The sequence below is a fragment of the Desulfuromonas sp. KJ2020 genome (assembly GCF_024197615.1).
GTDB lineage: Bacteria > Desulfobacterota > Desulfuromonadia > Desulfuromonadales > SZUA-540 > SZUA-540.
Genome location: NZ_JAKUKE010000001.1, coordinates 807,940 through 829,130 on the forward strand (window position 1 = coordinate 807,940; position 21,191 = coordinate 829,130).

Here is a 21,191-nt window from a genome sequence, read left to right on the forward strand (position 1 = left end):
CCTTGGTGCACTAGGGTCTTTCCGGAGGAAAAATGTTATCTGAACAGAATAAAGTCACCATAAACATAGAAGATGAAATGCGTAAGTCCTATATGGACTACGCGATGAGCGTCATTATCGGCCGGGCGCTGCCCGATGTTCGCGATGGTCTAAAGCCCGTTCACAGGCGTGTTCTTTTCGCCATGAACGACCTGGGTAATGACTACAACAAACCCTATAAGAAATCGGCTCGTGTGGTCGGGGATGTCATCGGTAAATATCACCCTCATGGGGATACGGCTGTTTATGACACAATTGTCCGCCTCGCCCAGGATTTTTCCATGCGGCACCCGCTGGTCGACGGTCAGGGGAATTTCGGCTCAATCGATGGCGACTCGGCGGCCGCCATGCGCTACACCGAGATCCGCATGGACCGTCTGGCCCATGAACTCCTGGCGGATATCGATAAGGAAACGGTCGATTTTGGTCCTAACTACGATGATTCGCTGGTTGAGCCATTGGTTCTGCCAGCCAAGTTCCCCAATCTTCTGGTGAACGGCTCCGAGGGTATTGCGGTTGGCATGGCCACCAAAATTCCACCTCACAATCTGGGTGAAGTTATAGACGGCCTGGTAGCGATTATCGACGATCCCCGTCTCGATACGGATGACCTCATGCGTCATATTCCGGGTCCTGATTTTCCAACGGCCGGTTTTATTTTCGGGCTGGAGGGTATCCGTGAGGCCTATCGCACGGGGCGCGGCATTATCAAAATGCGCGCCAGGGCGCTGGTGGAAAAGGACAAGCGGACGGGAAGAGAAGCGATCATCGTTACCGAAATCCCCTATCAGGTCAACAAGGCCAGACTGATCGAAAAAATCGCCGAATTGGTCAAGGATAAAAAACTGGAGGGGATTTCCGACCTGCGCGACGAGTCTGACCGCGATGGCATGCGCATCGTCATCGAGCTGAAGAAAGACGTGATTCCCACCATCATTCTGAATCAGCTCTACAAGATGACCGCCATGCAGTCTTCCTTTGGTATCATCATGCTGGCCATCGTCGGTGGCCAGCCCCGCATTCTGGCCTTGCGGGATGTTCTGGATTACTTCCTCGATCACCGCAAAGAGGTCGTCACCCGTCGTTGCATTTTTGAGCTCAAAAAAGCCGAGGCCAGAGCCCATATTTTGGAAGGTTTCAAGATCGCCCTCGATAATCTTGACGAGGTGATCGAGATCATCAAGACCTCGATGAATTCACCGGAAGCCAAAGAGAGGCTGATGGCACGGTTTGGTTTTTCGGATATCCAGGCCCAAGCCATCCTTGATATGCGCCTGCATCGCCTGACCGGCCTGGAGCGAGAAAAGATTCTGGAAGAGTACCGCAATATTCTGGCCCTGATCGCCCGACTCAAAGAGATCCTGGCCAGTGAGGTGGAGATTTTCAAGATTATTCGGGAAGAACTTCTGGAACTCAAAGAGAAATTCGCCAACCCACGAAGAACCGAGATTGTGCCGATGACCGGCGACCTCTCCCTGGAAGACCTGATCGTCGAAGAGGACATGGTTGTCACCGTCACCCACTCAGGCTATATCAAGCGAAATGCGGTTTCTCTCTACCGGGCTCAGCGCCGCGGGGGCAAGGGGAAAACCGGCATTAAACCAAAGGATGAGGATTTTGTCGAACGGCTGTTTATCGCCTCGACCCACTCCTATGTCCTGGTCTTTACCGATCAGGGGAAGGTGTACTGGCTCAAGGTCCATGAAATTCCGCAGGGCGGCAGAGCCTCTCGCGGCAAGGCGATCGTCAACCTTTTGCAGCTTTCGCCGGAAGAGCAGGTGACGTCCATTCTGCCCGTCAAGGAATTTACCGAAGGCAAATACATCATCACCGCAACGCGGCACGGCATCGTGAAGAAAACGGACCTGATGTCCTACTCCAATCCGCGTTCGGGCGGCATTATCGCCTTGACCATCGATGAAGGGGACCGTCTGGTTTCGACCCGTCTGACCGATGGGAGCATGGATATTCTTCTGGCCAGCCGTAACGGTAAAGCCATACGTTTCCCCGAGTCCGGCGTACGTTCCATGGGGCGCTCGGCTCGCGGTGTCCGTGGCATGATGCTCGAAGAGGACGATCATATCATCGGCATGGAGGTGGTGACGGACACAACTGCTTCTACTCTGGTGACCGTGACGGAAAATGGATATGGGAAGAGGACCGATCTGGACGAATACCGTATTCAGAGCCGCGGCGGCAAAGGGATTATTACCATCAAAACGTCTCAGCGAAACGGGAAGGTGGTGGATATTAAACTGGTGACGGATGATGTGGATCTTATGTTCATCACCGACCGAGGCAAGGTCCTGCGGACCAGTGTTGCCGCCCTGTCGGTGATTGGACGCAACACGCAAGGGGTTCGTCTGATGGTACTTGAACCTGAAGAAAGGATCGTCGCTGTCGCCAAACTTGCGGAGAAGGACGAGGAAAATGGAGATACAGAAGCTGAAGAAGCAGCTTTTGAAGGAGGAGATCAGGAGGCAGAGGAGGAACTCTAGGTTCTCTCCTCGCCTGATCTCGGGTGTTTTTCTCTTCCTCACTCTTCTGATTGCCGCAGGCTGGTACTATGTCGGACTGGATGGCAGGCAGGAGCGGCTTTTTGATAAAGCTGAGGAATTTTTTCAGAGTGGCCAGTATGAAAAAGCGGTGCATTCATTCCATCGCCTTTATGAAAAACACCCGGAAAACGAAAAGGCGGCGGAGGCCCTTTATCGGTCCGGGGATATCCTCAATCTTTATCTGAATAAATACCATGAAGCGATACTGGCCTTTCTACTGGTAGCGCGGGACTACGATGACCAGACCTGGGCTCAAAAAGCCCAGTTTCAGGTGGCGGATATATACAAAAACCGGCTCAGGGATTATCCGAAGGCCATCGTGGCCTACCAGAAACTACTCGATCGCGGCGTCGCGGATTCCGACCGTATCCAGTATGAAATAGGAGATGCCTACTTTCGTCTCAACAATTATGAACAGGCTCGTATCGAGTTTGAAGGTCTTGTAAAAAGCTATCCGGAAAGTAATCTTGTTCCTGAGGTGAAGTACCGGATAGCCTTGGCCCAGTCGCTGGAGGGGCAGCTTAAAAAGGCGGAAAAAACTTTCAGGGAGGTCATCGAAGCCTACCCGGGTGACCCTTTTGCGTTGGAAGCACGTTTCGGTTTGGCGACCGTTCTCGAAGAACAGGAACGACTGCGTGAGTCGCTGATCGAGCTTCAGAAGCTAAAAGGCGTCTACCCCAAGGAAGATGCCCTCACGAAAAGAATCAATCAGGTCGAGGAGCGCATCCGCAAGAAGAAAAAAGCCATTTGAACGGGGAAAAACCATGAAAATTGGAGTCATTGGAGCGGGAAGCTGGGGAACGACCCTGGCGAATCTCCTGGCCAAAAAAGGGTACGCCGTATCTCTCTGGGCTTACGAAAAAGATCTGGTAGAAAGGATGCAGAAAACGCGGATCAACGATCTGTACCTTCCCGACTTTTCCTTATCCTCGAATTTGAGTTTCTCCGCGGAGCTAGTCGAGGTATCCGCGGGCAAAGACCTTCTTCTGCTGGTGCCGCCATCGCAGGTCATGCGACGTGTCATGCAGGAGGCCGCCAAGGTTATTGATCCCGAAACCCTGATTGTATCGGCTTCCAAGGGAATCGAAAACGACACACTCCAAATTATGTCGGAAGTATTGGCCGAGGTGCTTCCGGCGACCTCCAGAACGGCCTATCTTTCCGGCCCATCTTTTGCCAAGGAAGTCGCGGCGGAAATGCCGACCGCTGTCACCGTCGCCGCCGAAAATCCAGCCATCGCCAAAAAAGTGCAGGAAATTTTCAGTACGGACTATTTCAGGGTCTATACCAACGCGGATGTCGTCGGGGTGGAACTGGGGGGGGCGCTGAAAAACGTCATGGCCTTGGCCGCCGGCGTTTCCGATGGTCTGGGGTTCGGTTACAATACCAGAGCCGCGTTGATCACGCGTGGGTTGGCTGAAATGAACCGGCTTGGCGCCGCCATGGGCGCCGATCCAGCTACCTTTGCCGGTCTGGCTGGCATGGGAGATCTCGTCCTGACCTGCACGGGGGATCTGTCGCGAAACCGCTCAGTGGGTTACGCCCTTGGCCAGGGTCGTACCCTTCAGGACATCCTGCAGGAGATGACCATGGTCGCCGAAGGGGTTAAAACGACCCTTTCAACCTATCAACTGGCCCAAAAGCTTCAGGTTGAAGCTCCCATAACCGAGCAGATGTACCTGATCCTGTATGAAAACAAGAACCCCAGACAGGCAGTCATCGACCTGATGCAGAGAGAACTCAAATCCGAAGCCTATTGAAGGGAAGGGATGACCGATGAAAAGTCTTCTTGTAAGCCTGCTCACGCTGCTTCTCGCCGCCACAACGGGTGTGGCAGCGCCTCTGGTACTGATCGAGACAAATCGTGGTTCAATCAAGGTGGAACTCGCACCCGACCAGGCTCCGGCCACCGTGAAGAATTTTCTCGGCTACGTGGAAAGTGGGTTCTATAACGGAACCATTTTTCATCGGGTCATCCCCGGCTTCATGATTCAGGGGGGAGGCTTTGACGAGGGTCTAGAACAGAAGGTCACCAGGTCGCCCATTAAAAACGAAGCAGACAATGGTCTGTCGAACCTTCGGGGAACGATTGCCATGGCCAGAACCCAGGTCGTCGACAGTGCCACCAGTCAGTTTTTCATCAATCTCAAGGACAATGCCTTTCTGGATCATCGCGGTAAGATGCCGTCAACCTATGGGTACGCCGTATTTGGCAAAGTGACGGAGGGGATGGAGGTGGTGGATGCGATCGCCGCCGAAAAGACCACGGCGACGGGGGCCAGGTTTCAGAATCTCCCGGTAAAAACGGTGAAAATTCTGTCGATCAACAAGATATCCGCAGACTGAGAGCTTGATCCGGCCTTGCTCGTCCCGGTGTAGCTCAGGGAAATAGGCGCAGGAAGTCCATGACCACTGTACGGATCATGACGTACAACATCCGGAAAGCCACGGGAACCGATGGCCGCCAAGATCCGGGAAGAATTGCCGAGGTCATAGCCGAGGCGGCACCGGATATTGTGGCTCTGCAGGATCTCGACCGGGACGAGAACAGGGATCAGCTGAAATATCTTTCTTCCCGCCTCGGCATGGAAGCCTATGGTGACCTTCGTTGCAGCAGTTGCGCCTTTTTATCCTACTATCCGCTAAAAGGGGTTTCCGCCTACGGGCTGGGAGAGGGCGGTTGCTGTACCAAGGCCGATGCCACACTTTCCGGCAAGAGGCTCCACCTTTTTAATGTCCAGCTGTCTGCCGACTCGGTCCGCCGCCGATTTCAGGTAGCGGGGCTGTTGGGCCCGGATCTTCTTGGAGGCTGCCATCTTTGCTGCCCCACGCTTATTCTCGGCGATTTCGCTGACTTCTGGCTGGGGGCTGGAAATATGGCCCTTAACCTCGAGCTGCAAAGGGCCAGACGACCATGGTGGAACTCAACCTATCCTTCACGGCTGCCGCTTTTTGGTCGGGACCGTGCGTACCTGCGCGGCGATCTGCGCGTACTCGAGTCGGTCGTCTCACGCACCCCCCTGGCCAGACAGGCCTCCTCCCATCTTCCCATGACCTACACGCTGCAGGTCGTGGATCCTCGGCAATATCTTCATCTCAAGAAATTGAAAAGAAACGGCATGGAAGTCGCCCCCGGGTAGAAGCTGGCGGCACTCCGGCTTCCAAAAAGGCATGGCTGGCTGGAGCACTCTGAAAAGCGAGTAAACCGCGAGGTCTTTCGTACGATGTCGAAGAAAAGGAAAAATGCTGAGGTACTGGCCACCCTGGCGATCCTTGAAAATTTATATCCCGAGGCCCATTGCGCCCTTAATTATCGGAACCCCTGGGAACTTCTGGTGGCGACCATTCTGTCGGCCCAGTGCACGGATGTAAGGGTTAATGAGGTCACCCGGACTCTTTTCCAGAGATTTCCAGAGATGAAAGACTTTGCTGCCGCTGATCTGTGTGACCTGGAAGAGGCGGTGCGGTCTACCGGATTTTTCCGGAACAAAGCCAAAGGAATTCAGGGTTCCGCCCAAGTATTGCTGGAAAAGCATGGGGGCGTTGTGCCTCGGACCCTGGATGAGCTGGTGGCCTTGCCCGGCGTAGGAAGAAAAACGGCCAACGTGGTGCTGGGAAATGCCTTCAACATCCCAGGCATGGTGGTCGATACCCATGTGGGTCGGGTCTCGCGGCGTCTTGGCTGGACAACCGCCACAACACCGGAGGCCGTTGAGCGGGAGCTGTGTGAGCTGTTGCCCCCGGAAAAATGGGCTAAGACCAGTCATATCCTTATTTTTCATGGCAGGCGATTCTGTAAGGCACCCACGGCACTATGTTCCACCTGTCCCCTGTTGGATCGGTGCCCGCGACATGGTGTGACGCGATCCCGCTGATGCCCCTTCTGTCGCTTTAGACCAAAAAAGGGCTGCCTTGCGGGCAGCCCTTTTCGCGTTTCCTCTACCGCGGCAATTTTAGCGGAGGTCCTCGAGGTCCAGCTTGAAGAAATCCTGGGCGGAGGGTTTCTTTTCGTCGAGTGCGTAGCGTGTCGGGGCTGTGCCGGGCGCAAAGGCCTCGATGGTAACATTGACGCTGTCTTCGACGGCCAGCAAACCTGTTTTAGGGTCGATAGCCCGGAATTCAATCGCGTCGGGAACGGGAAAGTCTTGTGGTGGATAGTCCGTCACCGCCTGCTTCATGAATTCAACCCAGGCAGGAGCCGCAGCGCGGGAGCCGGTCTCATTCTTGCCCAGTGGCTTTTCCTGGTCGTAGCCAACCCAAGAGACGGCAACCAGTTGGGGGACATAGCCGACAAACCAGGCATCTTTAAGGTTGTTGGTCGTGCCGGTTTTGCCGGCGACCGGACGGCCCAGCGCTTTGGCCCGGAAACCGGTGCCGTTTTGGACCACACTTTCCATCATGTTGGTAATCAGGTAAGCCGTTTCGGGAGAAATAACCCGTTCGGGGGACTGCTGAATAAGGCGCTGATCCTCATTAGGCCCACCAGGAAAATCAGCGGGATCGATGGATTCCAGGACATAGCCATCACGGTCGACCACTTTAGTAATGTAGGTGGGGCGGACTCTGACGCCGCCATTGGCCAAAACGGTATAGGCACTGGCCAGTTCAAAGGGGGTCAGGGCGGATGATCCCAAGGCCAGCGTCAGGTCACGGGTGATGGGAGAGGTGATGCCGAGCTTGCTCACGTAGTTGCTGGCGTAGCGAATGCCGATGTCCTCGAGGATTTTGATGGTGATGACGTTATAGGAATGGGTCAAGGCATCCCTGACACGGACGGCACCGTAAAATTTTTCACTGTAATTTTTGGGGCGCCAAGACGTCTCTTCCCCGGATTCGGCTGTTTCCTTGTAGATGATGGGGGTGTCGTAGACGATGGTGGCCGGAGTGTACCCCTTGTCCAGCGCGGCGGCATAAATAAGGGGCTTGATAGCCGAACCGGGCAGTCGTTTGGCCTGCAGGACCCGATTGAACTGGCTCTGGTAAAAATCGTAGCCGCCGACCATGGCCTTGACATAGCCGTTATGCGGATCCATGGCTACGATGGCGCCCTGGGTTTCCGGGGTCTGTTGCAGCGAAAAACGCGGCGTGCCGTCCACACGGGATTCGAGTCGAAGTTCAAGCAAAGAGCCCTTGGGAAGTTTGGTGCGGGAGCCGTCTTGATTGCCTGTTGCTGGTGTGTCCCGGCTGACGACCTGTATGGGACCGGCCCAATCGGCGGATTTGAGCTCAACAAAGCCTTCTTCGCCGCCGATCCGAACCAGCAGGGCATCCTGGCTTGAACCGGTCAGAACACCTTCGGTGTAGTCGCCGACTTTGAGTGGATGTTCGGAAAATCGGCCAGCCTGCTCGCTGAGAAAACTATCCTCCTCACTCTCAGCCAGAACACGCTGGGGCCCACGGTAGCCTCTTCTCTTGTCATGAGCGCGCAGATTTTCCCGCACGGCGGTCTGGGCAGCTTGCTGCATGCGAAGATTCATAGTGGTATGAACCTTCAAGCCGGCGGTATAGAGAACATCCTTGCCGTAGGTCTCCTCCAGGTAGCGGCGAACCTGTTCGGTAAAGTAGGCGGCATCGGCAATAAAAGAGTTGACCCGGGGCTTGATGGTGATGGCTTCACTCTGCGCCGCCTCCGCCTCTTCGGGGGTAATATACCCTTCTTCGATCATACGCTTGAGAACATATTTCTGCCGCTCTTTGGCCCGGTCGAAGTTTCGATAGGGGGAGTAGCGGCTGGGAGCCTGCGGCAGACCCGCCAGCAGGCTGCACTCAGCCAGGGTCAGATCCTCGACATTTTTGTCAAAATAGTTTTCCGCCGCCGCCTGTACGCCATAGGCGCCGTGTCCCAGGTAAATCTGGTTGAGATAGAGATAGAGGATTTCCTCTTTGGAGAGCTTTTTTTCCATACGCCAGGCTAGAATCGCCTCTTTGAATTTGCGCTCGAACTTCTTTTCCGGGGTGAGCAGCAGACTCTTGGCCACCTGTTGGGTAATGGTACTGCCCCCTTGAACGATGCCGCCCGCTTTGAGGTTTTTGAGCGCGGCTCGCAGGATGGACATAAGGTCAATGCCCTGATGTTCGAAGAAATGGCTGTCTTCGGCAGAGACAAAGGCTTCGATCAGGCGTTGCGGCAGGAGGTCAACGGGGACGATAATGCGTCTCTCCTTGAAAAACTCCGCGATGGTTTCACCGCCCTCACTATAAACCGAACTGACGATGGGGGGCTGGTAATCAGAGAGGGTGTCCACTTTGGGCAGAGAGCCCGATACGTACAGATAGGCTCCGGCCACAGCCAGGATGCCGCCAAGAAAGAGGCCGCCGGTCCCGTAGAGAAGCCAAAGGAAAAAGCGTCGAATTGTCATGATGTTAATGGTGCCTCCTTAGATGACCAAAGAGAGATTTATAGCACAGGAGCCGGATAGCCGGCAAACCTTTTGCCGTTTGCCTGACAGACCGGGTGTGTTATAGTTTCGAGGTTCTCAAGAACTTCGGAGGCCCCATGAAAATAAAGAGACATCTTCTGCTTCTGCTCCTGGTGGCGCTGACTGCCAGCGGCTGCAACATGTTCCGCTCCTGGAAATCCATTCCGCCACCGGGCGGCTGTTCCGAGTGCCACACGACCGAGATCTCGGCGGACTGGCAGGTCGCCTATCAGCCGGTCATGCTCAATGATGAGACGGATCGCTTTTCATGGCAGACGCCGGAATCGATGGAGCGTCCGAAAGATTCCCCCCTCGATCAGAAAAAGATCACCGAGCAGCGCTGTTTCCGGTGTCACAAGGGACCCAACAAAGCCCATACGGAATATAAAGGGCGCTATCACCACTAGGGACAAGGGTTCTGGTTTTTCGAGGACTCCCGCCTCGCCGGCAGGAGTCCTTTTCTCGTAGCTGTGAGCTAACACGTTGGTGGAGAGAATTTGATGTTTCGCCGAACCAAGATCGTCGCAACGGTAGGACCTTCCTGCGAGACGGAAGAAGGTCTTTTGGCGCTGATGGAAGCGGGGGCTGATGTGTTCCGCTTGAATTTTTCCCACGGCGGACATGCCGAAAAGGCCGTCATTATCAAGAGAATCCGCAAACTGTCCAAACGCCGGCAGCGGGCCGTGGCTATCCTAGGAGACCTGCAGGGACCGAAAATCCGCACCGGTCTGCTTCAGGGCGGTGCCATAGAGCTGATCTCCGGCCGCGAAGTCGTGCTGACCACGCGAAGCGTCGAGGGTGCCGACGGCGTTATCCCAACGGAATACCAGGGCCTGCCCGGGGATGTGGCGGCCGGTGACCGCATCCTGTTGGACGATGGCTTGCTTGAGCTGGCCGTGCTGCAGAAAGACGAAACCGATGTGCGCTGCCGCGTGGTCGTGGGCGGCACCCTCAAGAATCGCAAGGGCATCAATCTGCCGGGTGTGGCGGTTTCGACGCCGGCTTTGACGGGAAAAGACCGGGAGGATCTGGCCTTCTGCCTTCGCGAAGGGGTCGACTATCTGGCCCTCTCCTTTGTGCGCAAGGCCAGTGATGTGCTGGACCTCAAAGACCTGCTGTACCGGGACAAGGTGACGCTGCCCATTATCGCCAAAATCGAGAAACCCGAGGCGGTCGCCGACTTTGATGCGATTCTGGAGGCGGCCGACGGCATCATGGTGGCCCGGGGGGATCTCGGCGTAGAGATGAGTCCCGAAAAAGTGCCTCTCATCCAGAAGCAGATCATCCGCAAGTGCAACCAGGCCGGCAAGCCGGTCATCACCGCCACCCAGATGCTGGAGAGCATGGTCAGCAACCCCCGCCCGACCCGGGCAGAGACTTCCGATGTGGCCAATGCCATTCTTGATGGCACCGACGCCATCATGCTGTCGGCAGAGACCGCCTCCGGTCGCTATCCTGTCGAGGCCGTCGCTCTCATGGTCCGGGTCGCCAAGGATGTGGAGGGCGATCCGGAACTGAAGGATCAGGTCTTTCACCCGCTTGACGAAATTCTTGGGTACCGCCGCCTGCCGGAAGCCATCGGCCAGGCTGCCGTTCGTGTGGCCGAGACCATCGGCGCCGGCGCCATTCTCGCGTTTACGCAGACGGGAAGTACCGCCGCCCTGGTCGCCAAGTACCGGCCCAATCTGCCCATTTACGCGGTAACGCCTTCGCCCCAGGTACGTCGTCGTTTGGCCCTCTATGCCGGGGTGCGTTCCATTCGGGTCGACATCGAGGGGGATACGGAAGCTCAGATCCGCTCGGTGGAGCAGGCCGTGCTGACCTCGGGCGTCATGCAGGTGGGCGATGTCGTCGTCATCACCATGGGCAGCCCGGTGTCGGCGCCGGGAACGACCAATCTCCTCAAGGTGCACCGGCTGGGCACGGGGCCCTTCTACGAGGTCCATTAAGCAGGGCGTGCCCTGCCTTTTACTTCAGTCACAGACGGGATAGTTTTTCATGAAAAAGAAAGCCGTGGTTCTTTACAGCGGGGGGCTGGATTCCACCACCTGCCTGGCGATTGCCCGGGCGGAAGGGTTCGCTCCCTACGCCATCAGCTTTGCCTATGGCCAGCGACATAGCGTCGAGTTGAGCAAAGCCATGAAATACGCCAAAGAGGCCGGGGCTGAAGACCATCATCTGGTCGAGTTCGATCTGCGCCGCATTGGCGGCAGCGCCCTTACGGCCGATATGGAGGTGCCCAAGGAAGGGGTGGAGGAGGGGAGCATTCCCGTCACCTATGTGCCAGCGCGCAACACCATCTTTCTCTCCTTTGCCCTGGGGTGGGCCGAAGTTCTCGGCGCCTTCGACATCTACATCGGTGTCAACTCCCTCGATTATTCGGGTTATCCCGACTGCCGCCCGGAATATATCGCCGCTTTTGAGACCCTGGCCAATCTCGCTACCCGGGAAGGCGTGGAGGGGCGGGGCCGTTACCGGATTCACGCCCCGCTGATGACCCTGACCAAGGGGGAAATCATTCGGCGCGGCCTGGAACTGGGCGTTGACTACGGGCTGACCCACTCCTGCTATGATCCCACGCCGGAGGGCCTCTCCTGCGGCGCCTGCGACTCCTGCCGGCTGCGCCTGAAGGGGTTTGCCGAAGTCGGGGTAAAAGACCCCATCGACTACGTCCGCCAGCAAGGATGATGACCCAGTCTGGCGCCTGAGAAATGACGCCATATCGATAAGGACAAAGTGAAGAAACGATGAAGGACAGCAACAAAAAACCAAACGGTGCAGCGCCGGAGTCCATGCCAGACATGCAGAAGGAGAGAGACACGCGCAACATTGCCATCGACAAGGTGGGGGTGAAGGATATCCGCTATCCTATCGTGGTGCTGGATAAAAGCCGCGAAAGCCAGCATACCGTGGCGCGGATCAACATGTATGTCGACCTGCCGCATCACTTCAAGGGAACCCACATGAGCCGTTTTGTGGAGATTCTCAACCAGTATCGCGGTGAGATCAGTATCGAGAGTCTCGACACCATTCTGCAGGACATGAAGGATCGCCTCGACGCCTCCTGCGCCCACATGGAACTGGAATTTCCCTATTTCATCGAAAAGGAGGCCCCGGCCTCCGGCGCCAAAGGGTTGATGGAATATCAGTGCCAGATGATCGGCACCCTCGGCCATGAGGCCGACTTTATTCTCGGCGCCACCGTGCCGGTTACCTCTCTCTGTCCCTGCTCCCGTGAGATCAGTGCCCGTGGCGCTCACAACCAGCGCAGCGCTATCCATGTGCAGATCCGCTACCGGGGCCATGTCTGGCTGGAAGACCTTATTGCCTGGGTGGAGGCCTGCGGCAGCGCGCCTGTCTACGCCCTGCTCAAGCGCGAAGACGAAAAGGCCGTCACCGAGCAGGCCTATGACAACCCCATGTTTGTCGAGGACATCGTGCGGGCCGTCACCCAAAAGCTCAAGGCGGTCGACGAGATTCTCTGGTTCCGGGTCGAATGCGAAAACTTTGAGTCGATCCACAATCATTCCGCCTATGCCCTCGTCGAGTGGACCCGCTGAGTCCCCGACTTGTGGATAAGCCTGTGGAAAGTGTGAATAAGGAAGGCATTCCCGGTGGGGCATTTCCCCTAGACCCCTTGAGGCATCATCTGGGCATATTCGCCAAGGAACCGATTTCGGGCCAGGTAAAGACGCGGCTGAGCCCACCTTTGACCGCGGCGGAGGCCGCTCGATTCTATGAGGTCTGCCTGCAGGAAACGGTAGAGCGCCTGCGCCAAACGGGTGTGGCCCTTACCCTCTTCTATGCTGGTTCTGAAGACTATTTCCGCCGCACTTTTCCCGATATTCCGCTCCAACCCCAAGAAGGAAACGACCTCGGCGAGCGCCTGGACGGAGCTCTGCGCTTCCTGTTCAGGCAGGGGGCGGCCGGAGCCGCTCTGGTCGGTTCGGACAGCCCGGATATTCCACTGGCCCCGGTGAAGGAGGCGTTTCAGCTCCTGGAGGAAGTGACTGCCCTCACCATTCCCGCCCGGGATGGCGGCTATGTCCTCGTGGGCGAGCGGGGCCATCATCCCGGCCTCTTCCGGGATATTCCCTGGAGTACGGCCCAGGTCCTGTCGGAAACGCGGCGCCGGGTCGCTGAATTGAGCCTGAACTATCGGGAGCTGGCCCCTTGGGATGATGTCGATGACCTTCCCTCGCTGGGGCGACTGCTCGAACGTTCTCCCACGAGCGAGGCGGCCTGTTTCGTGCGAACTCATCTGGGGAAATATCTGAGTTTAATTGAAGGGTTAAAAAGTCAAAGGGGTTGATTTTGCGGGTTTTTCCAGCCGATAGACATTGACAGGCGCCGGAGGATGACCGATAATTCACCCCTTGTACGGACGCGCACCACCTAAAAGGAGGCCTTATTTTGGATCTCATCCTGAACGCCGGACCGGTCGTCAAACTGGTCATGTTAATACTGGCCTATTTTTCTATCGTCAGTTGGGCCATCATTTTTTTCAAGTTTCGTGAAATCCATCGGGCCACTAAGGATTCCTCAGGTTTTCTCGATTTTTTCTGGAGCAAGAAACGTCTGGACGTCATCGGTCAGGGACTCAAGGATTTCCGCCATTCCCCCCTGACCGTCCTCTTCCGCGAAGCCTATCAGGAGCTGCTCAAAGATCAGCGCCGCCGGGATCCCGACGAAGAGCCGGCCTTCTCCGCCGACCTCGGGCGGGCTGAGAGTGTGGCCCGCGCCCTGCGTAGGGCCACCACCCAGGAGACGCAGCGCCTGGAAAAGTTCCTCACCTTTCTGGCCACCACCGGTTCGACGGCCCCTTTTATCGGCCTGTTCGGCACCGTCTGGGGCATCATGGATTCCTTCCGTGGCATCGGTCAGACCGGCAGCGCCTCCTTGGCCGTCGTCGCGCCGGGGATATCCGAAGCCCTGGTGGCCACGGCCATCGGCCTGGTGGCGGCCATCCCCGCCGTGGTGGGCTACAACCATTTTGTCAACAAAGTCAATGTGCTCACGGGCGAGATGGATAATTTCAGTCAGGAATTCCTCAACATCGTCGAGCGCATGGGACGGAGAGGCTGAAGATGGAAGTCGGTCGGCGTGACAGCAGCAGTCGCAGAGCCCTGTCCCAGATCAACGTCACCCCCTTTGTCGATGTCATGCTGGTGCTGCTCATCATCTTCATGGTGACGGCGCCGATGATGGATCAGGGCGTCGAGGTCAACCTGCCGGAGGTCGCCGAGGCTCCGACCCTGGAGGCGGCCAACGAGCCGCTCATCCTCACCGTTGACAAGAAGGGCGTCATTTCCATCGGGCGTTCCCGGGTGGACAATGCGGACAAGCTCGTCCCCGTCCTGGAGCAGATGCTCAGCACGCGCAAGGAGAAGGAAGTTTTTCTGCAGGCGGACCGGGATGTCCCCTACGGCAAGGTCGTGCAGGTCCTGGCGGCCGTTCGCAAGGCCGGCGTCAGCAAGATGGGGATGGTGTCGCAGCCCCCGGAGCCCTGAAATGAGGCTGCGGATGCGGGCACGGATAACCTGATATGAAGACAGTCAAGCAGACAGCTCCGAGCGGGCCTCGATCCACGCCGGCTTCCGGCCTGGGACGCATGCTGGTCTTCTCGCTGGCGGCCCACCTGGCCGTGGTCCTGTCCTTTACCGTCGGCCTCATTCCCCTGCGGCAGACGCCGCCACGGGAAGTCTATCATGTCGACCTGGTGAATCTGCCGGTGAAAGACCCGCAAGCCGGACGGCCCGACGCCCGGCCGACGGAAACCACAAAACCGGCGGCGCCCCAGCCGGCCCCACCGCCGGCTCAGCCCAAGCCGGCGCCGCCCGCCCCCAAGGTCGAAGCGAAACCTGCGCCTAAACCCGCTCCCAAGCCAGCCCCGAAACCGGCAGTTCCTGTCAAGCCGGCGGCAAAGCCAGCCGAGAAAAAGGCCGCCGCCCCGGCGGCGCAGTCAGACCCCCTGCAGGCTATCGAGGAGATGCGGCGGCGGCAGGAGCTGGAAGAGCTGAAACAGAAGCTGGCCCGGCTGAGCCAGAGCGACACCCGCAGCCCGTCGACCAGCCAGGCCCCCGTAGGTATGCCCACCGGTAAGGGGACCGAAGCAGGGGTCTCCTATGACGCCTGGATTCACGATTACCTCAAAGCGGCCTGGAGTCTGTCCAAATACCAGGTGGGGCGTCTTGATCTCGAGGCGAAGGTGCGTCTGCAGTTCGACGCCCGCGGGAATCTGCGTAATTACGAGTTCACCAAGGAATCGGGGGACAGCCGTTTTGACGACTCGGTCCGTCGGGCCATCCTGCAGCTTAAGGAGTTACCGAATGAACCAGGGCGCCCCCTCGACCTGAACGTGACATTCAACCTCAAAGATCTGCTGGAGTAATCCATGATACGTACCTGTTGGCTGCTGCTGTTACTGCTGTTGTCCTCAAGCCTGCCTGCCGCCGCCCAGATCGTCATAAGCGCCCCGGGCAAGCAGGCCATTCCCTTGGCGGTGACCGAATTTCTGCCCTTGCCGGGCCAGAGCGCCCGCCCGGAGGTGGCTCGCGAGCTGGACGAGTTGCTGCGAGGCGATTTTGACCTCTCTGGCCTCTTCGCCCTGCTGCCGCGGGAATCGTACCTCAGCGATGCCTCCCGAATGACCCTGAACAGCGCCGAAGTGAACTTTGAGCAGTGGCGCCTGCTCGGCGCCCAGTCCCTCGTCAAGGGCGGTTATGCCGTGCAGGGGGACGAATTGGTCATCGAGGCCCGGTTGTTCGATGTGGGCAGTCGCCGCATGCTGACCGGGCGGCGCTATCAGGGCAAGCTGGCCGATCTGCGCCGCATGGGGCATACCTTTGCCGATCAGGTGCTCAAAGGACTCACCGGGGAGCTGGGTCCTTTCAATACCCGCATCGCTTTTGTCGGTTCGCACAGCGGTCACAAAGAACTGTATCTGATGGATGTAGACGGTCGCAACGTCAAGCGCATCACCGACCATCGCTCCATCGTCCTCAATCCCGATTTTTCCCCTATCGGCAAGGAAATTCTGTTCACCTCCTACAAGGGTGGCAACCCCGATCTCTACCGTAAGGAGATCTATTCCGGGCGCGAAGCGCGTTTTTCCTATCGGCGGGGTCTGAATATCTCCGGCCGCTATCGGTCAGACGGCAAGGAGGTCGCCGCCACCCTGTCGCGGGACGGCAACGCCGAAATATACCTTCTGGGCATGAACAGCGCCATTCACAAACGACTGACCAACAGCTGGGGAATCGATGTCGACCCCACCTGGAGTCCCCGTGGCGACGAGATCGCCTTCGTCTCCGACCGGCTGGGCAATCCGCATATTTTTATTGTCGATGTCATCAAGGGCGAAGTCAGACGACTGACTCGGGACGGGAAATACAATGCCACCCCGGCCTGGAGCCCCAAGGGGGACCGCCTTGTCTTCAGCCGTCTGGAAGGGGGCGTTTTTGACATCTTCACCATTCGCCCCGATGGCAGCGATGAGCGCCGCCTGACCTTCGGGCCCGGCAGCAAGGAACATCCCCGCTGGAGCCCCGACGGACGATTTATCGTCTATTCCTCCGACGAAAAGGGCGAAAAAGCCATTTACATCATGCGGGCTGACGGCAGCGGCTCCCGTCAGATATCGCCGTCAGGGGGGGAAAGCCGGCATCCGGCCTGGTCCTCTTCCTGGTAAATAGGTTGTTTTTTCTCCGCGGTTACGTATATGATTTCCATGCTTTTTGCATCGCAAGCCGTCCATATTCGAAGTTCTCTATAATGCTGTATTTCTGAAAGGAGTCTAGGATCATGAACGTACGTCAGTTTGGAAAAGGGATTTTTCTGGGGATATTGGTAGCGCTGCTGGCGACCGGCTGCGCCAAAAAACCGGCTCCGAGTGACACTTTGGAGTCGGATCAGGCAGGCTTCACCCAGGAGACCGTTCCGTCCGATGGCGGCGGCTTCCAGGAGCAGTCTTTCGACGAACAGGCCTTTACTGAGTCACCCGGGCTGGTCGACGCCGACGTGATCACTGGCCTTGAGCGGGTCTTCTTTGAGTTCGACCAATACACGCTGAACGAGCAGTCCCGGGAAGTGCTGGCCAACAACGCCCAGTACCTGAAAAACAACCCTGGCGTCAAAGTGGTCATTGAGGGGCACTGCGACGAGCGAGGTTCCGACGAGTACAACCTGGCTTTGGGTGAGCGCCGGGCGGCCGCGGCCAAAAACTATGTCGTTTCTCTCGGCGTGGCAGAAGATCGCATGACGATCATCTCCTATGGCGAGGAAATTCCTCTTGACCCCCGTACCTCAGAAGAGGCCTGGGCCAAGAACCGGCGAGCTGAATTCAAGGCCGTTCGCTGATAGTCGCTGTTAAGGGGCTGTGCTGCAGAAGCACAGCCCCCGTTTTGCCGCTGAAGGAGAAGAATGGTGAAAGGGTGGAAAGTAATCGTGCTGATGGGGTTGCTGGCGGTCATGACGGCTGGCTGCATACCGACCCAGCGAGACCTGCGCATGGAACGGGATCTCGAGGAGATGAAGCGCCGGCTGGCCTCCTTTGAACGCAATGCGGCCCTGCAGCGTCAGGCCGCGCCGGGCGAAAGGCGCCTGGACGAGGTCGGCCGCCAGGTCGCTGATCTCCAGGCGGCGGTGGATACCTTGCGCGTGGATGTCCAGGCTGTCAGTGGCCGTTTGGAAGACCTCAACCGCCAGCGTGAGGAAACCCGTCAGGAAATGGCCCTGATCCGCGATGATCTGAGCCTGAAGGTTTCTTCCCTCGAAGACAGGATGGCTGGCCTGACAGCAGGAGCGATCCCGGCAGCCGGCAATGCCGTGCCGGCCTCGTCCCCCGAAGCGCTTTACGAGGAAGGTCTGGCGCTGATTCGCCAGCAGGGCAACTTTGTTGAAGGGCGAAAAAAGATGAGTGATTTCGTGCAGGATCATGCAGCTCATCCGCTCGCCGTCAACGCCATGTACTGGATCGGCGAGGCCTACTATGGCGAGAAGAAGTTCGAAAACGCCATTTTGCAGTTTCAGGACGTGATTCAAAAATATCCGGACAACCCCAAGGCGCCGGCCGCCATGTTGAAGCAGGGCCTGGCCTTTCACGCCCTGGGCGACGTCAAGAACGCCAAGGTTATCATGCAGAAGGTGATGGAGACCTACCCCAAGTCGGCGGAAGCCGAGAAAGCCCGCGAACGCCTGGCCACCTGGTAGCCAGGAGCCCATCATCTCGACAGTTCAGACAGCAAAGGCGGCCGCAGGCCGCCTTTGCTGTTTTAAGCGAAAGATATCTGAATGAGCTATTTGACAATCAGCCAGGAGCCGTCCGGCTGCCGGCAGGCCGTGCCGTAGGCCAACTGCTGCTGCCCGCCGATGATGACCGTTTGCTGGTATTCCCGGCAATACTGGTTTTCGGCGGCCTGATAAGTGCGTACGGGGGTGAAGGTGCCCGAGTTGCCGCTGTCGGGGTTGATCCAGTTGGTCGTCTGATTGGTCCGGGTGTATTCCAGGGCATACTGGGCGTTTTGTTCCATGGCCAGGCGGTCGGCACGGTCGAGGGAACGTCCGATCTCCTGCCCGAGCAGAGCGCCGGCCAAAGTCCCGACCGCGACGGCGACCAGACGGCCCCGCCCCGAACCAACCTGGGCGCCGAGCAGAGCGCCGCCGGTGGCGCCCAGGAGCGTACCGGTCTCTTCTTTGGGGCCAGCAGTCGGCGCACAGCTGGTCAGCAGCATGATGAACAGGGTCAGCAGGGCTAAGGCTTTTTTCATCGCAGTGTTCCCCTCAAAAAGATGAATTTGGTCATCCCGGCATAAAATAGGTAAATTCGAGTATAGCGGTGCTCCGCAGGCTGTCAAGGCGAGGACCTGGAAAGCGTTTGATCGGTTTTATCCGGACGGAGGATTGCCCCTGCCGAGGAAGGTGGTAGCCTTAGGGAGTAGGAAAGGTATTTAAGCCGGGGAGGTGGAGCATGAATAAATCTGAAAACGCCTGTTTAACTTTTGACGGGGCCTGCGACGCCGCCATCGACGTGGAGGGCCGCATATACCAGCATTTTCTGCAGGCGATTCGCCTGGTCAGGGATGAGGCGGCCGTAGCCATACTGCGAGACGCGGCGATCGACCGCTTGCAGATCAAACACAAGCTGGAAGGGGCGGCGCTCAAGGGGGAAATCGACCAGCAGTCCGTACAGGGCCGTGTACCGACCATGGAACTGTTGCTGAACTGTTGTGATCCCAGTCAGATCGACGCCAAGGCCGATAATCGCAAGGCGTTGGCCTTCGCCATCCAGTTGTCCAAGGACGCGCTTAAATTCTACCGCGACATGGCGGAAGAGTGCAGCGGCGCCCCGATGTCCGAGCTCTTCACGGTCCTGGGCGACGATCAGACCCGCATCCTGCAGCAACTTGAGTACACCTATGAAGAGCACTTTCTGCCCGAGAATTGAGGCGGAATCCATCCCTCTGTTCTGACTCGCTAGGCGCTGCTCATCAGAGAGGAGATGCGTGTCATGTCCGATGAAAACAGGAGAGCCCCGATAAGGTCAGGGCGGATGGCCTTCTACCTGTTCCTTGCTGCCGTGGCCCTGGGCCTGGCCATTTACGTTCTGGCCAGGGAGCCGGATCCCGGCTTCCCGATCAATATGATTCATCTGCTGTTCAGGGATTGAGTTCCGGTCCAAGTCCTCGTCAGTCGGGCGGTCTTCGACGGGGCGGTTTCCTTTTTCCGTTTTATGGGATAAAAAAGGGGGGATATTCCGGCCTCGCTGACTGGTCGGGTGCTTTTTCCCCTTTTTATCGACGGACCCGAGACGATCATGGAACATCCCTCCGCCACGGACCAGCAACGCCGGCGCCTGGTGCCGCTGCTGTGCTTTATCGTTTTTTTCTCCGTTCTGAACGGCACCATGTTCAATGTAGCGGTTCCCGACATCGCCGCCGAGTTCAGCCTCTCCCCCGGCGAGGTCAGCTGGGTGATCACCATCTATATCGTCGCCTTCGCCCTGGCGGCCGTCACCTACGGCAAACTGGCCGATCTTTTCCCCGTACGCAACCTCATTACCATCGGCCTCCTTTTTTTCAACGTCGGCGCCCTGATGGGCACCGTCGCCGACTGGTATCCCCTGTTGATCGGCGCCCGCTTTATTCAGGCGGTCGGCGGCGGCTCCATCCCGGCCATGGGCATGCTGGTGGCGACGCGCTACTTTCCGCCGGAGATGCGGGGGCGGGTGCTGGGGGCCGTTGCCTCCACCGTCGCCTTTGCCTCGGGCGTGGGCCCGCTGGTTGGCGGCCTGCTGGCCGGGAGTTTCGACTGGCGTACCCTTTTCCTCCTCTCGCACATGACCCTGGCGGCTATCCCCCTGTTTTGGCGATTTCTGACGGCCGAAGCCGGGTCTCGCGGGGAGTTCGACCGCCTCGGCGCCGGCTATCTGGCTACGGCCGTGGTGCTGCTGTTGCTCTTTGTGGCCCAGGGGGAAGCCTGGGCGTTGCCCTTGGGGGCGCTGGCCCTGCTGGTCTTTGTCCGCCACATCCGCCGCCATCCGGCGCCCTTTGTGCCGGTCTCTCTTTTTGTCAATTCCCGTTACAGCCTGGGATTGTTGACTGTCTTTCTGGCCGTGGGGACGGTCTTCGGCATGTTTTTTCTCATCCCCCTGCTTCTGCGGCAGATCCATCAGCTCGACACCCTCAAGATCGGTCTGGCCCTGTTCCCCGGTGCTATGGCGGCTGCCATTCTGGGTAACATCGGCGGTCGCCTGGCGGATCGGGTCGGTAGCACGGTGGTGGTGCGCAGCGGTCTGGTTCTGCTCAGTGTCGGGTTTCTGTCGTTGGCCGCGATGGCCGGCCATTCGGCCTATGCTGTCGCCCTCGTGCTGATGGTCTGTTATGTCGGTTTTTCGCTCATTCACGCGGCTTTGGCCAAGACTATATCCCTGACCCTCCCGCACGCGCAGACCGGCATTGGCATGGGTTTCTACAATCTCGTCTTCTTTACTGCCGGCGCTTTCGGTGCCGCCGTGGCCGCCCGGTTGCTGGAAATGGCCCCCGGCCTCGGTGCGCAAGCCTTGTCGGCGACTCCTTATCGGCTGGTCTTTCTGTTGTCGGCAGGTACCGATTTGCTGGCCCTGGCCCTTTTTTACTATCGCTTCAGGAGGAGTGAGGAGACAAGCCCTTGAGGAGGA

The 21,191-nt window shown here is 58.0% G+C and carries 22 protein-coding genes; 20 read left to right on the forward strand and 2 right to left on the reverse strand.

Features of this window, described 5'->3' with window-relative positions:
- The first annotated feature begins 32 nt into the window (after positions 1–32).
- The 6 genes from gyrA (at position 33) to nth (ending at position 6,472) form a co-directional block, all read left to right on the forward strand.
- On the forward strand, positions 33–2,537 hold the full coding sequence (gyrA, locus tag MJO47_RS03655) for a DNA gyrase subunit A (RefSeq protein ID WP_253959762.1): 2,505 nt from the start codon (positions 33–35) through the stop codon (positions 2,535–2,537).
- Positions 2,470–3,348 carry an outer membrane protein assembly factor BamD gene (locus MJO47_RS03660; RefSeq protein WP_253959763.1) on the forward strand — a complete coding sequence of 293 codons (879 nt, stop codon included), beginning with the start codon at positions 2,470–2,472 and terminating at the stop codon, positions 3,346–3,348. Before gyrA ends, MJO47_RS03660 begins: the two co-directional genes overlap by 68 nt.
- A 13-nt stretch (positions 3,349–3,361) precedes the next feature.
- A complete protein-coding gene (locus tag MJO47_RS03665; protein ID WP_253959764.1) occupies positions 3,362–4,357 on the forward strand; it encodes an NAD(P)H-dependent glycerol-3-phosphate dehydrogenase in 996 nt (331 codons plus the stop codon).
- Positions 4,358–4,373: 16 nt separating this feature from the next.
- Positions 4,374–4,943, forward strand: a complete 570-nt coding sequence (locus MJO47_RS03670) for a peptidylprolyl isomerase (protein WP_253959765.1) — start codon at positions 4,374–4,376, stop codon at positions 4,941–4,943.
- Between the two features lie 59 nt (positions 4,944–5,002).
- Complete coding sequence (locus MJO47_RS03675; protein ID WP_253959766.1) at positions 5,003–5,737, forward strand: endonuclease/exonuclease/phosphatase family protein; 735 nt, start codon at positions 5,003–5,005, stop codon at positions 5,735–5,737.
- Between the two features lie 84 nt (positions 5,738–5,821).
- Positions 5,822–6,472, forward strand: coding sequence for an endonuclease III (nth, locus tag MJO47_RS03680; RefSeq protein WP_253959767.1), 651 nt, complete (start codon positions 5,822–5,824; stop codon positions 6,470–6,472).
- A gap of 78 nt (positions 6,473–6,550) precedes the next feature.
- On the opposite strand, the gene MJO47_RS03685 is transcribed toward nth, so the two are convergent.
- Positions 6,551–8,956 (reverse strand): penicillin-binding protein 1A, encoded by a 2,406-nt coding sequence (locus MJO47_RS03685; protein WP_253959768.1) that lies wholly within the window; start codon positions 8,954–8,956, stop codon positions 6,551–6,553.
- 137 nt (positions 8,957–9,093) lie between these two features.
- Between MJO47_RS03685 and MJO47_RS03690 the strand changes: the two genes are divergently transcribed.
- The 11 genes from MJO47_RS03690 to ybgF all read left to right on the forward strand — a co-directional run bounded on the left by MJO47_RS03690 (position 9,094) and on the right by ybgF (position 18,226).
- A complete protein-coding gene (locus tag MJO47_RS03690) occupies positions 9,094–9,423 on the forward strand; it encodes a cytochrome C (RefSeq protein WP_253959769.1) in 330 nt (109 codons plus the stop codon).
- Positions 9,424–9,516: 93 nt separating this feature from the next.
- The gene (gene pyk / locus MJO47_RS03695; RefSeq protein WP_253959770.1) at positions 9,517–10,965 is read left to right on the forward strand and encodes a pyruvate kinase; all 1,449 of its coding nucleotides are present in this window, start codon (positions 9,517–9,519) and stop codon (positions 10,963–10,965) included.
- A 49-nt stretch (positions 10,966–11,014) separates the two neighbouring features.
- Complete coding sequence (queC, locus tag MJO47_RS03700; protein WP_253959771.1) at positions 11,015–11,704, forward strand: 7-cyano-7-deazaguanine synthase QueC; 690 nt, start codon at positions 11,015–11,017, stop codon at positions 11,702–11,704.
- A gap of 104 nt (positions 11,705–11,808) precedes the next feature.
- Positions 11,809–12,576: a GTP cyclohydrolase FolE2 gene (gene folE2 / locus MJO47_RS03705; protein ID WP_253959772.1), complete on the forward strand. Its 768-nt coding sequence runs from the start codon at positions 11,809–11,811 to the stop codon at positions 12,574–12,576.
- 23 nt (positions 12,577–12,599) lie between these two features.
- Positions 12,600–13,328: a TIGR04282 family arsenosugar biosynthesis glycosyltransferase gene (locus MJO47_RS03710; RefSeq protein WP_253959773.1), complete on the forward strand. Its 729-nt coding sequence runs from the start codon at positions 12,600–12,602 to the stop codon at positions 13,326–13,328.
- Positions 13,329–13,429: 101 nt separating this feature from the next.
- A complete protein-coding gene (tolQ, locus tag MJO47_RS03715) occupies positions 13,430–14,101 on the forward strand; it encodes a protein TolQ (protein WP_155874620.1) in 672 nt (223 codons plus the stop codon).
- A gap of 2 nt (positions 14,102–14,103) precedes the next feature.
- A complete protein-coding gene (gene tolR, locus MJO47_RS03720) occupies positions 14,104–14,526 on the forward strand; it encodes a protein TolR (RefSeq protein ID WP_253959774.1) in 423 nt (140 codons plus the stop codon).
- Positions 14,527–14,561: 35 nt separating this feature from the next.
- Positions 14,562–15,407: a TonB C-terminal domain-containing protein gene (locus MJO47_RS03725; protein ID WP_253959775.1), complete on the forward strand. Its 846-nt coding sequence runs from the start codon at positions 14,562–14,564 to the stop codon at positions 15,405–15,407.
- A gap of 3 nt (positions 15,408–15,410) precedes the next feature.
- A complete protein-coding gene (tolB, locus tag MJO47_RS03730) occupies positions 15,411–16,706 on the forward strand; it encodes a Tol-Pal system beta propeller repeat protein TolB (protein WP_253959776.1) in 1,296 nt (431 codons plus the stop codon).
- A 113-nt stretch (positions 16,707–16,819) separates the two neighbouring features.
- On the forward strand, positions 16,820–17,374 hold the full coding sequence (gene pal / locus MJO47_RS03735; RefSeq protein WP_253959777.1) for a peptidoglycan-associated lipoprotein Pal: 555 nt from the start codon (positions 16,820–16,822) through the stop codon (positions 17,372–17,374).
- Between the two features lie 63 nt (positions 17,375–17,437).
- Positions 17,438–18,226, forward strand: coding sequence for a tol-pal system protein YbgF (gene ybgF, locus MJO47_RS03740; protein ID WP_253959778.1), 789 nt, complete (start codon positions 17,438–17,440; stop codon positions 18,224–18,226).
- Between the two features lie 86 nt (positions 18,227–18,312).
- Here ybgF and MJO47_RS03745 read toward each other — a convergent pair whose 3' ends face one another.
- Positions 18,313–18,783, reverse strand: coding sequence for an RT0821/Lpp0805 family surface protein (locus MJO47_RS03745; protein WP_253959779.1), 471 nt, complete (start codon positions 18,781–18,783; stop codon positions 18,313–18,315).
- Positions 18,784–18,983: 200 nt separating this feature from the next.
- Here MJO47_RS03745 and MJO47_RS03750 point away from each other — a divergent pair, with 200 nt between their 5' ends.
- The 3 genes from MJO47_RS03750 (at position 18,984) to MJO47_RS03760 (ending at position 21,185) form a co-directional block, all read left to right on the forward strand.
- Positions 18,984–19,460, forward strand: a complete 477-nt coding sequence (locus tag MJO47_RS03750) for a hypothetical protein (RefSeq protein WP_253959780.1) — start codon at positions 18,984–18,986, stop codon at positions 19,458–19,460.
- Between the two features lie 63 nt (positions 19,461–19,523).
- The gene (locus tag MJO47_RS03755) at positions 19,524–19,682 is read left to right on the forward strand and encodes a hypothetical protein (RefSeq protein WP_253959781.1); all 159 of its coding nucleotides are present in this window, start codon (positions 19,524–19,526) and stop codon (positions 19,680–19,682) included.
- 147 nt (positions 19,683–19,829) lie between these two features.
- Positions 19,830–21,185, forward strand: coding sequence for an MFS transporter (locus tag MJO47_RS03760; RefSeq protein WP_253959782.1), 1,356 nt, complete (start codon positions 19,830–19,832; stop codon positions 21,183–21,185).
- The last annotated feature ends 6 nt before the right edge of the window (positions 21,186–21,191 follow it).